This is a genomic window from Streptomyces sp. S.PNR 29 (genome assembly GCF_030386795.1).
In the GTDB taxonomy this organism is placed as follows: domain Bacteria; phylum Actinomycetota; class Actinomycetes; order Streptomycetales; family Streptomycetaceae; genus Streptomyces.
This window is the reverse complement of sequence record NZ_JANUQM010000008.1, coordinates 13977-28774: the sequence shown is the minus strand read 5'-3', so window position 1 is coordinate 28774 and position 14798 is coordinate 13977. Positions and strand designations below refer to the sequence as shown.

Annotated in this window: 12 protein-coding genes; all 12 read right to left on the bottom strand. The window is 69.4% G+C overall.

Features of this window, described 5'->3' with window-relative positions; translation table 11 throughout:
• Position 1: 1 nt before the first annotated feature.
• The 12 genes from NW895_RS21640 to NW895_RS21585 all read right to left on the bottom strand — a co-directional run bounded on the left by NW895_RS21640 (position 2) and on the right by NW895_RS21585 (position 14509).
• Entirely contained in the window at positions 2-895 is an 894-nt protein-coding gene (locus tag NW895_RS21640) for a hypothetical protein (protein WP_289937422.1), read from the bottom strand.
• 43 nt (positions 896-938) lie between these two features.
• Positions 939-1208, bottom strand: a complete 270-nt coding sequence (locus NW895_RS21635) for a phosphopantetheine-binding protein (RefSeq protein ID WP_289937421.1) — start codon at positions 1206-1208, stop codon at positions 939-941.
• Positions 1209-1224: 16 nt separating this feature from the next.
• The gene (locus NW895_RS21630; RefSeq protein WP_289937420.1) at positions 1225-2913 is read right to left on the bottom strand and encodes an amino acid adenylation domain-containing protein; all 1689 of its coding nucleotides are present in this window, start codon (positions 2911-2913) and stop codon (positions 1225-1227) included.
• Positions 2914-2942: 29 nt separating this feature from the next.
• On the bottom strand, positions 2943-4265 hold the full coding sequence (locus NW895_RS21625) for a condensation domain-containing protein (protein WP_289937419.1): 1323 nt from the start codon (positions 4263-4265) through the stop codon (positions 2943-2945).
• Between the two features lie 6 nt (positions 4266-4271).
• Entirely contained in the window at positions 4272-5915 is a 1644-nt protein-coding gene (locus tag NW895_RS21620) for a condensation domain-containing protein (RefSeq protein WP_289937418.1), read from the bottom strand.
• 2 nt (positions 5916-5917) lie between these two features.
• Complete coding sequence (locus tag NW895_RS21615) at positions 5918-6265, bottom strand: phosphopantetheine-binding protein (protein ID WP_289937417.1); 348 nt, start codon at positions 6263-6265, stop codon at positions 5918-5920.
• 25 nt (positions 6266-6290) lie between these two features.
• Positions 6291-8081 (bottom strand): ABC transporter ATP-binding protein, encoded by a 1791-nt coding sequence (locus NW895_RS21610; RefSeq protein WP_289937416.1) that lies wholly within the window; start codon positions 8079-8081, stop codon positions 6291-6293.
• Entirely contained in the window at positions 8078-9781 is a 1704-nt protein-coding gene (locus NW895_RS21605) for an ABC transporter ATP-binding protein (RefSeq protein ID WP_289937798.1), read from the bottom strand. The genes NW895_RS21610 and NW895_RS21605 overlap by 4 nt, the downstream gene beginning before the upstream one ends.
• A gap of 265 nt (positions 9782-10046) precedes the next feature.
• Positions 10047-11345, bottom strand: a complete 1299-nt coding sequence (locus tag NW895_RS21600; protein WP_289937415.1) for a condensation domain-containing protein — start codon at positions 11343-11345, stop codon at positions 10047-10049.
• On the bottom strand, positions 11342-12115 hold the full coding sequence (locus tag NW895_RS21595) for an alpha/beta fold hydrolase (RefSeq protein WP_289937414.1): 774 nt from the start codon (positions 12113-12115) through the stop codon (positions 11342-11344). Before NW895_RS21595 ends, NW895_RS21600 begins: the two co-directional genes overlap by 4 nt.
• Before the next feature lie 25 nt (positions 12116-12140).
• A complete protein-coding gene (locus tag NW895_RS21590) occupies positions 12141-13301 on the bottom strand; it encodes an acyl-CoA dehydrogenase family protein (protein ID WP_289937413.1) in 1161 nt (386 codons plus the stop codon).
• A 59-nt stretch (positions 13302-13360) separates the two neighbouring features.
• Positions 13361-14509 carry a pyridoxal-phosphate dependent enzyme gene (locus NW895_RS21585; RefSeq protein ID WP_289937412.1) on the bottom strand — a complete coding sequence of 383 codons (1149 nt, stop codon included), beginning with the start codon at positions 14507-14509 and terminating at the stop codon, positions 13361-13363.
• Positions 14510-14798 lie beyond the last annotated feature (289 nt).

Here is a 14798-nt window from a genome sequence, read left to right as displayed (position 1 = left end):
GTCACAGCCAGCGAGCGGCCACGACGGCTTTGACAGGGGTGTTTCCATGCCGGACCAGCGGCATGGTCAGTTCGTGCGCCTCTTCCAGGGGCCAGACGATGTTCTGCGGTGAGCGGGTGACCGGCCAGTCCTCGGGGGTGAGGATGTTCCAGCGGTGCAGCGTGTTCAGGAAGAACGGGTCGGCAGCGGTCCAGCGGTCATCGACCCGTATGTCGAACCAGGCGTGTGTGCAGGGGAAGGGAGCCCCGATGAAGAATCCGGACGCCGGTCTGGAGGCGTAGCCCACGTCTGCCGCGACCTGGCTCAGATAGCGACTAGCGGACCGGCAGTCGGCCAGTTGCGTCTCCTTGAGGAATCCCAGATCACAGCCGAGTTCCTCGGGAATCCTGTGGAAGACCAACCGCTGTGCCGCCTTCGCGACGACGTCGAACGGTGCCTCGAAGTCGTAGATCTCCGACGGCATGACCACCCGCGCCACCACGTGATCCCCCTCCGGTCGTTCGGGTCCTCCCAACGCCGCTGCCAGGTGGCAGCTCAGAGAGAAGTCGCAGTCGCCCGCGTGACCCGGTTCCGGGCAGTTCAGAGAAAGCGTGATCTCACAGCACTCACGCTGCAGGGCCTTCGCCCGCGCGAGGGACCGCGCCCACAGGTGCATCACCGCCATCTGGGACGACGGCAGCCCCAGTGCCGAGGCCGTGTTCTCCAGGTCCAGTGGATCGAAGGCAGCGTCCTCGGCCACCCCCGCGCACGGGAGTCCGAGGTCGAGGAGCATGGACAGCAGCGCCTCACTGATCCCGTACACACGGTGTGCGCCGGCCGGTGACACCGAGAAGTTGCGGTATTTGTCCGGGACTTTCAGGGCTCTGGTGACCACATCGCGCGCCAGGAGTTCCACTGACCTCTCCACGCTTGAACGAAGTACCTGTCGGCCGGCCGGGTCAGGCCACGGACGAGGAGCCGGTGCCGCACAGTTCGGACACCACGTTCCAGAGGTTTTCCGGAGTGGCGAAGATCTGCGGCTTCACCACATCGTCGGGGATCGAGATCTCGTACGTTTCCTCGATGCCCAGCATGAGTTCCACCATGGCCAAGGAGTCCAGCCCGTAATCGGCTGTACGCAGGTCGGGTGGCAATGGATCGTCGGGCTCCAGCAGCCGCAAGGCCGCACGCACAAGAGCTTCGAACCGGGCGTCCCAGGGTGGGTTCATAGGGCTCCCTCGCCTCTCATCGGCCCGCGAGTGCGCGGTAATCGATTTTTCCGTTGCGCATCAGGGGCATTTCCCGCAGCCTCACCCAGTGCGCGGGGAGGCCGGTCACATATCTGCCGTCGAGGAATTCCTGAAGTGTCTTCGGGTGCACGTCCTCGGCCGCCACGTAGTGGATCAGAAGTCGCTGCGTCTCCTGTGCCGCCTCGGCGGTGACCGCGCAGTGCACCAGGCAGGGGTGCTGCCTCAGTGTCGCTTCGATCTCGCCCAGATCGATCCGCATGCCCCGGACCTTGACCTGCCGGTCCGCCCTGCCGAGGCAGAAGGCGAGGCCGTCCTCGACGCATGCCAGATCTCCGGTGCGGTAGAGCCGCTGCGTGGGAGAGGCGGGGTCGACCTCGTCGTGGAAGAAGACGGGTGTGCGGCCGGTCTCGGCGCCGACGTACCCCCCGCCGACGGGCAGTCCTCCGACGAACAGCTCACCCGTCTCGCCGGGGCGGGCCGGACGCCAGTTCTCGTCCTGCTCGACGAGCACGTGGAGCGCCGTGTTCGCGATGGGCCGCCCCACGGGCAACCGCGGGCGCTGTGTGTCCTCCCGCCGGACCACGTGCTGAGCCACGTCGTCGGAGCACTCGCTCATGCCGTAGGCGTTCATCAGGTGCGTGTTCGGCAGTGCGTCGAGCACGCGCGCCGCGAGCTGCGGACGCAGCTCCTCCCCCGTCGCGATGAGCCAGCGCAGTTCCGGGAGCGGGTCGTCACAGGCCCTCCGGCGGAGATCGTCGACGACTAGGGTGAGCACCGTGGGCACCAACTGGGCGATGCTGACGCGGTGTTCGGCGAGCGCCTTGAGCAGTCGACGGGGATGCGCCGTGTCGAAGTCGTCGATGACGGCCACCGTCGCGCCCACCGTGAGGGCCGCGAGCATCTGCCAGATCGACACGACATACGTCGGCGGGGCGCTGAAGGCCACGACGTCGGCGGAGGTGAGGCCGAGGGCATCGACCATGTGCCGGAGGTGGTTCGCCATGCCGCGGTGCTCGACGACGGCCCCCTTGGGTGTGCCCGAACTGCCCGAGGTGTGGATGACGTACCGGGCCTGGCGGTCCGCGCAGCGGCGCGGGGACCAGGGCAGCGGCGACGGTCCGTGCCCGGCTGCCTCGCTCATCCGCAGCAGTTCCACGTCCGTCTCGGCCGCGGCCTTGAGCAGCGTGGACGCGAGGGCCCGGTACTCCCCCTCGGCCTCTTCCTCGTGCCGCACCTCGTGCACCAGAACGTACGCGCACTCGTTCTGAGCGAATATCCGGGACAGACGCTCCACCGGCCACCTGTGATCCACCGGTACGTAGGTCGCGCCGAGGCTTTCCAGGGCCAGGAAGGCGACGGGGTTGTCCAGGCTCCGTGGTCCCGACACGGCGACGCGATCGCCCGGCTCGCAGCCGCGGTCCAGCAGGAGGGCGCGCAACCGGGCGACCCTGTCCCGGAGTTGCCCGTACGTCGTTCGGCCGCCGCTGCCGACGAAGGCGACGCGGTCGGGGCTGTGTCCGGCCAGGTCGTTGACGGCGTCGGACACCGACGGCGCCGGTTCCGGCACACTGCCGCGTTGTATCAGGGCGAGCTCGGACGCCTCGGCGACGGCACCGGGAGACAGGGCGAGCGTCGCCAGAGCGGGATCCCGTGCGGGGTCGGTTCTCGAAACCCTGGGGTGCATGAGAGGTGGATCTCCCTTCTCCGGTCTCCTCAGCCGAGGACCGTCTCCGAAAGCGACCTGGCGTACGCGTCGAGAAAGGTGTCGATGAAGGGCCGGCTGTAGCGGTTCGCGTCGTACCCGATCGCGCCGGTCAGCTTGTCTCCCGTGAGCCGGAGGCGGAACTTGATGCCGGGAGCCCCGGCTCCGTACCGTTCCCGTTCGTTCTCCTCCGCCTCGGCGTACGGTTCGAGCGCGGCGTCCCCGAGGAAGATCCGCTCTCTGGCCGGCCCGTCCTGGTCGAAGATGAACATGACGTCCACGGAGGCGGGCGAGAACCCGGCCTCCCGCCAGATCCGCTGGGCGCAGAGCTCCTGGTTCTCATAGGCGTCGAGGAGAGCGGAACGGACCGCGCGCACGAGCGGGCCGGGCCCGCCGTCCTGGGGCACGGCGACGGCGATCACGGCGAAGTTCAGGACGCACCCGATGAGGTCCGCCACCTCGGGTACCAACCTGCGGTTGAACAGCGTCATCACCGCGACGTCCGGCCGCTGCGCGTACTGAGCCAGCAGTTTCATGAACGCGGCCATGGTGATCATGTGCGGGGTCGCCCGGAACCTCTTGGCCGATGCCGCCAGGGCGGCACGGAGGTCCTCGGGAAGGGTGAACGTGCGGGTGCACGGTCTGCGTCGCGAGGGGGCGTCGCCGTCCGGGAGGTCTCCGGGGATGCCGACCGGGCGGACCTCGCGCAGCACCCGGCGCCAGTACGCGATCTCCGTGGCCGCCTTCGGCCCGCGGGCGGTCTGCTGTTCCCGCGCGACCCAGTCACGCATCCGGGGCGGCCGGCCGTCCGCCGGTTCCCGGCCGCCGCGCAGCAGGCGCGCGTACTGCCGTGACAGGTCCCGCCACTGGACGTCCACCGACCAGCCGTCGGCGATGATGTGGTGCAAGGTCAGCGCGAGGACGAAGTCGTTCTCCGCCCGGCGTACGACACCGAGCTTCATCAGCGGATCGCGCGCGAGGTCGAGGGTGCTGCCCTGCTCGCACGCCACCGCCGCACGGAGGGCGGCGGGCTGCTCGGGCTCCGGTACGTCGCTGATGTCACGCGCCCAGGTGATCGGCTCCAGGGGGCGGCGACGGATGATCTGGACCGGCTTGCCGTCCACCCTGCCGAAGTTGGTGCGCAGCGCCTCATGACGCTGGGCAACGGCTCTGACCGCCGCTCCGAGCACCTCCACGTCGAGCGGTCCGCGAACGCGCACCATCGTGGGCATCACCAGAGCGGGATCCGGGAACAGCCGCTCACTGCCCCACCAGTGCCGTTGCAGGTCCGACATGGGGGCGAGGATGTCGGTGTCCGTCGTGATCGGGTCCAACGCCGCTCACCCCCGCCGTTCCCGGCTCGGCGCCGGCGCCGCGTCCGTGCACGCTCGCGCCATGTCGCCGATGACCGGGTTGTCGAGGATCTGCCGCACGGAGAGTTCGAGGCCCAGGGTCCGGCGGACCTGTATGGACAGATGCGCCGCCTGCAGCGACCCGCCGCCGAGTTCGAAGAAGTCGTCCTCCGCCCCGAGGCGCGTCTCCGGCACGTCGAGAATCTCGGAGAGCAGCCCGATGAGCGCTGCCGCCACCTTGGCCTGCGGAAGCTCCGCTCCGTCGTCCCGCCGGCCGCGCGCCGGCTCGTCCACGGGGCGGAACAGGGGGACGACGTCGAGGTCGTCGACCTCCCCGACCCGTGTGTGCGGGTCACCGGCGATCCGGTCGAGCACCAGGGGAAGGGCGGAGGCCACCTTCTCCATCACGGCTTCCTCGAACAGGCTGCCGGCGTACGTCAGCCGGGTGGTCAGCTCCTCCCCGTCGGGGAACGCCATCAACGCCAGTGGGTAGTGGGGGGTGTTGTCGCCACCGGGTGTGATCCGCAACCCGTCGTCACGATCGGGTGGCCGCCGGGCCGTGCCGGGAAGGTTCTGGAAGGCGTAGCCCGTGTCGCACAGGTCCCGCTGTCCGCACAGCTGCTGGATGGCGCCCAGTCCCATGAACTCGTGCCGGACGAGCCGGGACTGCTCGCGCTGCAGACGTCCGCACAGCTCCCGCAGCGTCTCGTCCGGATCCAGGCGGATCCTCGCCGGGACCGTGTTCGCGAACATTCCGATCATGCTGTCGCTCCCGGGGAGCTCGGCGGGCCGTCCGCCGACCGTCCTGCCGATGACCACGTCGTCACTGCCCCGGAGCCGGCCCAGCAGCAGACCCCAGGCCGTCTGGACGAGCGTGTTGAGCGTCAGGGAGTCCGCACGTGCCAGGGCACGCAGGCGCTCGGTGGCCCGCCGGTCCATCCGGCGCGTCAGGTGGCGGGCGTCGAGCGCGGTGTTGCCGGCCGTGCCCGGCGCCAGGCGGCTGCCGGGGCGGAAGCCGGACAGGTGGTCGCGCCAGGCCGCTTCGGCCGCCGCGCGGTCCCGGCTCGCCAGCCACGCGCCGTACGCCCGGTAGGGGTTGGGGGCGGCGGCCGCCTCCGCAGGGGTGAGCGACCGGTCGTACCCGTCGATGATCTCCTTGAGCAGCAAGGAGCTCGACCAGCCGTCCAGGAGGATGTGGTGGTAGGTCAGGGCCAGTACGTGGTGTTCGGGGCCCAGCCTGACCAGCACGCCCCGCAGCAGTGGCGGCTTGGCGAGGTCGTGCCGTCGGCGCAGTTCGCCGGCCAGCAGCTCCCTCAGCTCGGTGTCGCGGCGCGCTGCTTCCGCACCGGTGAGGTCCACGGTGGTCAGGGTCGGCTCCGCGGCCTTGCCCACGACCTGCACGAGCTGCCCCGTCCTCGGGCGCATCCAGAACCCCGCACGCAGCGCGGGGTGCCGGGCGAACACGGCCGTCGCGGCGCCGGCCAGCCGGTCGGCGTCGAGCGGCCCCTCGAACTCCAGGGTGTCCTGGAGCACATACGAAGCCTGCTCACCGTCTCTGTACAACCACTCGAAGTAGAGACCTTCCTGCAGTGGTGTGACGGGGAGGACGTCCTCGATGGCCGCGTCGGACATGGCTACCTCTTCATCTCCGCTTCGATGTCGTCGAGTTCCTCCTGGCTGAGCGGCTCCATGCCCGGGGCGGGCCCGGCGCCGGGCGTCTCGGCCGTCCGGTTCCCGGCGGCCCGTGCCGCGGCGGCCAGCGCGCTGACCGTCCCGGACTCGAAGACGTCCTGGACGCCGATCTCCAGGCCTGCCTCACGGGCCCGGGCGACCAGGCGCATGATGGCGACGCTGTCGCCGCCCAGTGCGACGAAGCTGTCGTCCGGCCCGACGGATGCCACGCCGAGGATCTCGGCGAACAGCCGCCGCAGCACCTTCTCCTCGCCGGTGCCTTCCTCCGGCACGAGGTCTTCCGCGCCCATCAGCTGCTCCCCTGCTGTAGACGGATCACGAGGAGGACACCTCCGCCGACCGGCCGTGCCAGGAACGCCAGAGGCCGGCGTACGCACCGTCCGCGGCCACGAGTTCGTCGTGGCCGCCCAGTTCGGTGAGCCGGCCCTCCTCCATCACCGCCACCCGGTCGGCGTCCTGGGCGGTGTGCAGGCGGTGGGCGACGGCGATGACCGTCCGCCCTTCCAGCACCGCGGCCAGGGTGCGCTCGGTGTGTCGCGCGGTTCGCGGGTCGAGCAGTGCCGTCGCCTCGTCGAGAATCAGCGTGTGGGGGCCGGCCAGCAGCACCCGGGCCAGGCTCAGTTGCTGCGCCTGCGCTCCGTCGAGGTGGTGCCCGCCCGCCCCGAGCTCCGTGTCCAGGCCGTCGGGCAACTGCGCGGCCCAGTCGCAGCCGACCGCTTCGAGGGCTCGGAGGAGTTCGGCGTCCGTCGCGGTGGGCGCTGCCATGGACAGGTTGTCGCGCAAGGTTCCCATGAACACGTGGTGTTCCTGGGTGACCAGGACGATCTGGCGGCGCAGCAGCTCCGGCGGCAGAGCGGACAGAGAGACTCCGCCGACCCGTACCGACCCGCTGTCCGGCCTGTCGATGCCGGCGAGCAGTCTGCTCAGGGTGCTTTTGCCCGCTCCGGACGGCCCCACCAGGACGAGCCGTTCACCGGGCCGTACGGTGAGATCGACGTCCCGCACCACATCGTGCACGCCGTCGTAGGAGTAGCGCACGCCCGACAACTCGATACGGTCGTCGGCCGGCTCCCGGTCGGGCTCGGCGGGTGCGGACGGCTCCCGTGCGTCGAGCAGCATGCCGACGCCCTCCACGCGGGAGAACGAGGCTCCGCTGCGCTGCAGGAGTTCCAGCCACTGCAGGAGCGTGTCCAGTGGCTGGGAGAGCTGGCGCAGCCACAGGGCCGAGGCGGTCAGCGCGCCCAGGCTGACCATTCCGTTCTGGTGCAGCACGCTGCCCAGCAGGAGGACGCCGACCACGGGGATGACGTAGGAGACGTCGACGGCCGGGAACAGCACCGAGCGCAGGTACAGCGTCCGCATGCGAGTCCGGCAGCAGGTGTCGACGGCTTCGAGGCATTGCGAGACCTGCCGTTGCTCCAGCCGGAACGCCTCGATGGTGCGCGCTCCGGCGGCGGCCGCGGACAGCTGCTCGGCCAGAGCCGAGTTGGCCTCGCCCTCCGCCAGGTAGGCGGTGTGGGCGCGCCGCAGGTACCAGGGCACGGCGACCGCGATGCCGGCGAGTCCGACGACGCCGCACACCCCGAGCAACGGACTGGCCAGGAAGACGGCACCGAGGATGAGCGGTACCTGGAGCGAGGCGATGAACACGTCCGGGCCGGCATCGCGCAGGGCCGTGCCGACCGCGCTGATGTCGGCGGTGCCGCGGACCGCCAGATCGCCGGTGCCGACCCGCTCCACCGCGGGGACGGGGAGAGCCAGGATCCGGTCGACGAAGCGCTCGCGTACGCGGGCGAGCGTCCGTTCGCCGAAGCGGTGTCCCACCCGGCGCGCGTAGCGGACGAGCAGCAACTGGGCCAGCGAAGAGATCAGGATCAGCGCTGCCAGCCGGTCCACCGTGCCGACTCCCGCGCCGTTGTGCACCTCGTCGATGATCCGGCCGAGGAGCCAGGGCCCGACCAGGCCCGCCCCGACCGCCAGCGCGTTGAGGAGCAGCATGGCGATGAAGGCCCCTCGGTCCTGACGTACCAGAGCGCGGGCCGCGCGCAGCGTCCGCGGCCGATCGGCCACCAGAAGCGTTCCGTCGGAGGGGGTGGAATGGCTCATCGCACCGTCTCCTGCGCCTTGTGGCTGGCCGGATCGCTCACGGTGCCGCCGGGAGGTTCGTCCAGTCCCCGGGAGACGAGCCGCCGGTACTCGGGCTGCGTGGCCAGGAGCTGGCTGTGGCGTCCGGCGGCGGCCAGCCGTCCGTCGACGAGGTAGCAGACGACGTCCGCTCGGTCGAGAAGCAGCGGCGAGGTGGTGGTCACCAGTGTCGTGCGCCCTTCCCGGTAGGCGTACAGCCGTGCCGCGATGGCCGCCTCGGTGTGCGCGTCCACCGCCGACGTGGGTTCCATGGCCATGAGCACCTCCGGTTCGGCGAGCAGCGCCCGAGCCAGGCGAACACGCTGGCGCTGGCCCCCGGAGAGGTTGCGGCCGCCTGCCTGGACGCGGGAGTCGAACCCGTCGGTGAGCCCCAGCACGATGTCGCGGACCATCGCGGCGTCGACCGCGCGCTCCACGGCTTCCCGCTCCCGCTGCGAGCGTCCGCCGATGACGTCGAGCAGGGTGCCGGGGAAGAGGGCGGCCTCGTTGTCGGCGACCAGGATGCGTTCCCGGATCTGGCGCAGCGCGATCTGCGCCAGGGGGATGCCGCCCCAGGTGGCGTCCGACTCGGTGAAACGGCCGAGCCGTTCCACCACGGCCGCGGAGTCCGCGGAACGGGCGCTGACCAGGGCGGTGAACTGTCCGGGCCGCACCTGAACACCGGAGGCGGGATCGTGCAGCGTGGCGCTCTCCTCGGGCCCGTCCAGGCCGGCCGCGGGGTCGGCCGCATGCGGTTCGAGGGCCAGGAAGCGGATGAGCCGGCGTCCCGCCACCACACCGTGGCTCAGGTCGTACGCCCCTTCGATGAAGAACGAGACCGGCACCACGAGCACCGCTGCATAGCCGTACACCGAGACGAGTTCGCCCGCGGTGATCGCGCCTTCGGCGGCCAGCCGGGCCGCCACCCACGTCACCGCCGCGAGGAACACGGCCGGGAGTCCGACGCCGAGCGCCTGGACCCAGCTGGTCATGGCACCGACGCGGTAGCCCTCGGTCCTCAGCGTCTGCGAGTGACGGCGATAGCGCTCGGCATAGACGTGCTTGCCGCCGATGCCGTTGAGCACGCGCAGCCCTTCGGTCATGTCGATCAGACGGGAGGCGAGGCGTCCGGAGTGGTCGCGGTAGGTCGACTCCGCCCCGCGCAGCCGGCCCAGCAGCGGACCGACCAGGACGGCCAGCACCGGCACACCGAGCAGGACGAGCAGGGCCAGCAGCGGGGAGATGGCCAGCAGCAGGACGGCTACGACGGCATAGGCGACGACGGCACCGAGGCCCGGGCCGGTGACGGTGAGGACGTTGGCGATCTGCGCGACGTCGCCGAAGCCGATGGTGAACACCTCTCCCGACGACACGCGTCGCGGGAGCGTGGCTCCGAGGCGGGTCACGTGCTCCGTCACGACGCGCACCGAACGGAACGCCGCGTCCATGCGGATCTTCGTCATGGTGCGGTGCCGCATGATGGCCAGCCAGGCGTTCAGCACGCCGATGGCCAGAAGGGCGCCGCTCCAGGTGACGAGCGCCGTGCTGTCATCGGCGGTCAATCCGTCGTCGATGGCCCGCGAGAGCAGGTACGGGGGCAGCATCAGCCCGACCATCCAGCTGCTCCCCAGCAGCGCGCCGCCCACAACCCGCTTCCGCTGGCTGACGACCAGCCACCACATGTAGCGCAGGGGGCTGCGGATGTCCGGCGTCCCCGGATGCACCGCGGGATCGGTCAGGGCACGGAATCCGTCGGGGGGAGGTCCGCAGAGCCGGGCGTGTGCCTTCGTTTCGTTCTGCAACCTTGCTCTTCCCCTCCGATTCGATCCTGCGAATAATGCTTGACGTTCGTTCCGCCCCGGTTCGCTGCCGTGCGGGCAGCGGGAAGAGAGGAGGACATCGGCATGACGCGAAGCAAGCGCTGTGTCTGCGTCGACTTCTGAGGGGTCAGGACCTCCCGATGTCGCGGCGTGGATCGAGCCGCAGCTTGCGCAGCGACTCGGGGGGCTCTTCCGCGAGGGTCATCAACCCGCCCTCGATCGAGGCGGCGAGGACCGCCGGGAGATCGTCCGGCAGGAACGCGGTACTGGCGCCCACTCCGATGAAGAGTCCCTGTTCGACCGCCACGGCGAGATGGAAGTTCGGGCCGATCCGCTGCCTGGACGTGCGCCAGGCGACCGACGTCCGCAGGGGTGAGTCGACGGGCGGTTCGCCGTCGCCCTTGCCGAGGTAGTTGTAGTGGGAGGAGAAGTAGGTCGGGTCCGTCTCGTGGTGCCCGGTCCTGTTCAGCTCGCCCTTGAGAGCATCGACGTCGAAGCATCCGTGCAGGTAGGCGTTCATGCCGGCCTGGTAGGTGGCGCGCAGGAACAGGTCCGGCGGCGCGTCCTCGTCGATGCGCACCGACAGGGGCACGCACTGGTTGAGGGAGCTCACCAGCGACGACCACGGCTCATGGAGCCGGTTGGCCGTCATGAGCCCGAAGGTGATCTCCTCGCGCTGTTTGAGCCGGGCGAGTGCGAGGCCGCCCACGGCGAGCAGGATCGACTGGATCGACACGCCGGTGCGCCGCGAGACCGAGCGGGCGGCGCGCAACCCCTCGACGCTGTAGATCGTGGCGCGTCGGCGTGTGCTGGTATCGCCCTGGTGCCGGTCCTCCGGCAGGAACGGGCCCCAGTGCCGGGTCCAGTGGTCCACGGCACGCGCGATCTCGCTATCCGTCTGCTGGGAGAGCGCCAGGTCCACGGGTTGCACCTGCGGTTCGAGAACGTCGCCGTCGACGAGCTGGTGGAACTGCTGTCTGAGGATCTGCAGGGCGCCGTTGTCGGCGGCGATGTGGTGGATGACGGTGACCAGGTACAGCGGCACTCCCTGGCGGACCGCCACGAAGGCGCGCCAGGGCGGTCCTTCGTACATGTCGATCGGTTCCGCCGCCCATTCGGCGGCCGTTTTCCTGGTGGCCGCCTCGGTGCCCTCCGCCACCTCCACCGAGGGGACGGACACCGCCTGCGGGGCGCGGACCACCTGAACAGGTCTGCCGTTCTCCGTGGAGTAGGTGGTCCGCAGCGATTCGTGTGCGGCGACCAAGTGCTGCCAGGCGTCGACGATGTGGGCCACGCCGGCGCCCGGCGGCACGTCCCAGAGACTCACCAGGTTCGCCACCGTCTGGCCGGTGGGCCCGTACGACTCCAGGGAGCGCAGTACCGACAACTGCCCGCAGGTGACCGGACCGGTCCGTTCGACGCTCACCGGACGCCCCTTTCGGCCAGAGCACGACTCATGTTCTGCAGCACCTCCGCCCGCTGGTCGGTGAGGAAGAAGTGCCCGCCCGGAAACACCTGGACGTCGCACGGACCGGTGGTGAGATCCGCCCACCCCTTGAGGTGGTCCACGGCGACCCGCGGGTCCTCACTGCCCCCGAACACCGTCACCGGGCAGGTCAGTGGAGCGCTCGGACGGTGGACGTACCCGGCGAAGAGCGACAGGTCGGCCCGGAAGGCAGGAAGGACGAGCGAGAGGAACTCGGGGTTGTCCAGGAGCTGCTGCGGGGTCCCGTTGAGGGCGACCAGCTCATCGACCAGTTCGGTGTCGGAGAGGCCGGCGTCGCCGGGCGTGCGTGACGCGTGGAACTGCAGCGCGCGGCAACCGGACACGAAGATCCGGAACGGCTCGATCCCCCGCTCGTCGCGCAGCCGTCGGCACAGCTCCCAGCAGATGATGGCTCCCATGCTGTGACCGAAGACGGCGAAGGGCCGGTCCAGGAACGGCGACAGTCCGGGGACGAGCGTGTCCAGAAGTTCGTCGAGATCGGCGACCGGCCGTTCGCGGAAGCGGTCTTCGCGGCCCGGAAGCTGGACGGCCAGCGCTTCGACTCCGTCCGGTAGTCCCGGCCCCCAGTCCCGGAAGACCGTGGCGCCGGCTCCCGCGTACGGAAAGCAGAAGAGGCGCGCCCCGGCCGGACCGGTGCGGCCGGGTATCGGACGTAACCAGGCCCGGTCCCGCAAGGGAAGTGACTGCATGTGGAGTTCCGTTCTCAGGTCGTTCTCAGACAGACAAGGGCGGAGCCGAACGAGCCGCCGAGACGGCGAACTGCCCGATCAGGGTCTGCTGGATCTGGGTGGTGCCTTCGATGATCTCCATGACCTTCGCGTCCCGGTAGTGCCGCTGCACGGAGGATTCGGCACCGATGCCCTGGGCGCCGTGGATCTGCACCGCGTCGGAGGCGACGCGCACGGCCACCGTCGAGGCCCGGTACTTCGCCATGAGGGTGTGGTTGGCGGCGTTCATGTCGGCCTTGTCCTTGCTCACTCCTGCGTGGTGGCAGAGCAGACGGGCGGCCGTGATGTCGGTGATCATGTCGGCGAGCATCCGTTGCACGAGCTGGTGGTTCTTGATCTCGGTGCCGTACTGCGTGCGTCGTCCGCAGTACTCCACGCAGGCGTCCAGGCAGGCCTGGGAGAGTCCGACGGAGCCCCACGCGGTGCTGTACCGGCCGAGGTCCAGCGCGCTGGACGCGACGAAGGCCAGGCCGAGTCCTGGACCGCCCACGAGGTTCTCGGCCGGGACACGGCAGTCCTCCAGGCGCAGCCGTCCCAGCATGGAACCCCGCAGGCCGAGGAGCCCGTCGATGGGTTCGACCCGCAGCCCTTCGGTGTCACGCTCCAGGAGGAAGGCCGTGTGCCGCCCGTCGAGCTGAGCGAACACCAGGAAAAGATCCGCGAGTTGCGCGAAACTGATCCACTTCTTGGTGCCGTTGAGCACGTATTCCTTGTCGGCCTCGATGGCGATCGTCTCGACCGCGGCGGCGTCGCTGCCGACGTGGGGCTCGGTCAGCGCGAACGCCGCGACGGTCTCGCCGGCGATGATGGACGGCAACCAGCGTTCCTTCTGCGGGGCCGTGCCCCACTTCTCGATCGAGTGGACGACCATGTCCTGGACGGCCACGAAGTTGCGTATCGACTGGCACGCCCGCCCCAGTTCCTCCGACAGCAGTCCGTAGTCCACCGGGGCCAGGCCGCGGCCGCCTAGCGCCTCGGGAACCGACGCCCCGATGTACCCCTGTCCGGCCAGCGACGACACGACCTCGCGGGAAATGGCCTGCTCGGTGTCGAAGCGATGTGCGTGCGGCATCAGCGCGCGCTCCACATAGGAGCGGAACGACCGTCGCTTCTCTCCCTGTTGGGGGGTGAGATGGTTGAGTATCACAGGAGACCTCAAGAAGACGAGTGGACACGGGACCGCGTGAGCCGCGACAAACGACAGGGTCATGAAGTCGGCGGCACCGGATCTCGCATACGACCGGTCAGATTCGCCAGGACCACCTGTCCCGCCGTGATGCGTTGCGCCTTCGCCTCGACGCGAAGTGCAGCGATGGTCGCCGCAGCCGAATAGCAGACCTCCATTCCCTCCAGTTCCCGGAGCATTCTTCGGGCCTCCACCATCTCCCGCTGACTCACCGACACAATGCTGCCGCCGGTAGCCCGCACAATGGCTCGCATATAGGGGTAACTCGCTCTTCCGTCCCCCAGCAGGATGGCTCGTGCAAGACCCTCGGGCCGGTTTATGACGTCACTGTCCGTGAGTTGGGCACGTCCGTCCTGCCAGGCTTTCGCCATGGGGGCGCAGGTGTCCTGCTGAACCATCAGAAAACGCGGCATCGAGGTGATCCTGCCGGTGGCGAGGTACTCTTGCGCTCCTTTGTGCGCAGCCATCATCCCCATGCCGCTGCTGATGGCCTGCACAACAACGTCAGGTTCTGATTCCATGGCGTCGAAGGCTTCAAGATAGGCGACTTTCAGTCCCTCCCGGCGTGCCCAGTTGAAGAAGCCTCCCTCCCAGGCGATCTGGCGTTCCGCAGCGAACTTCTGAGCTGCACGGCTGGCATCCGAATAGCTGCCGTCGACCACGGTCAGTGATACCTGGTCGCCGAGTTCGACCCGGTGGTCCTCCACGAAGTCCCTGCCGCAGAAGAAGTGCGCTCGCATCGACTGGTCGCGCAGCACGGCGCGAGCCAGCGCCGTCGAGCTGTTGCCGGTGCTCGACGCCACCCACTCCTTGATCCCGAGCTGGCGGAACACGGCAAGGACCACCGAGGCCAGGCGGTCCTTGGTGGTACCCGTCGGTTGCCGGGACTCGTCCTTCAACCACAGGTTGGGCAGCCCGATCGCCGCGCCCAGGTCGGGTGCAGGGCGGCAGGGAGTGCGGACACTGAGACCGGGGTCCAGGAAGTCCGGCGAGACGACGGGAAGGAAGTCAAGATACGCGAGCTCCGGCTGATCGCTGCCCCGGGGCCGGGCATTGCGCAGATCCAGTCTGGATTCGAGCGCGCCCCGGCATTCTGGGCATCTCTGTCTGAATTCCGGCTCGCACGACCACCCGCAGTCAATGCATGCAAGGTGAAATTTGGCAGACATGTCCATACCGGACCGTAAGCCGTGCGCGTGCACTCCCCGTTCGCCACCTTCCCTTTTTTTCATTCGCATGCCGTACGTTCCGCCGGACGACTGCCGCGCCGGTCGCGCACCATCGGAGATTGAGGAATGTTTTGACGGGCGGAGCCGACCATACAGGCAGCCCCAACTCATTGTCACGATATGGAGACCGGGTGGTCGGCGCGAGCAACCTGATCACATCGCGCCCAAACCCAAAGAGACCAAGGCGGCAAAATGCGGACATCCTGCACGTGGGCGGTGATCACATTGG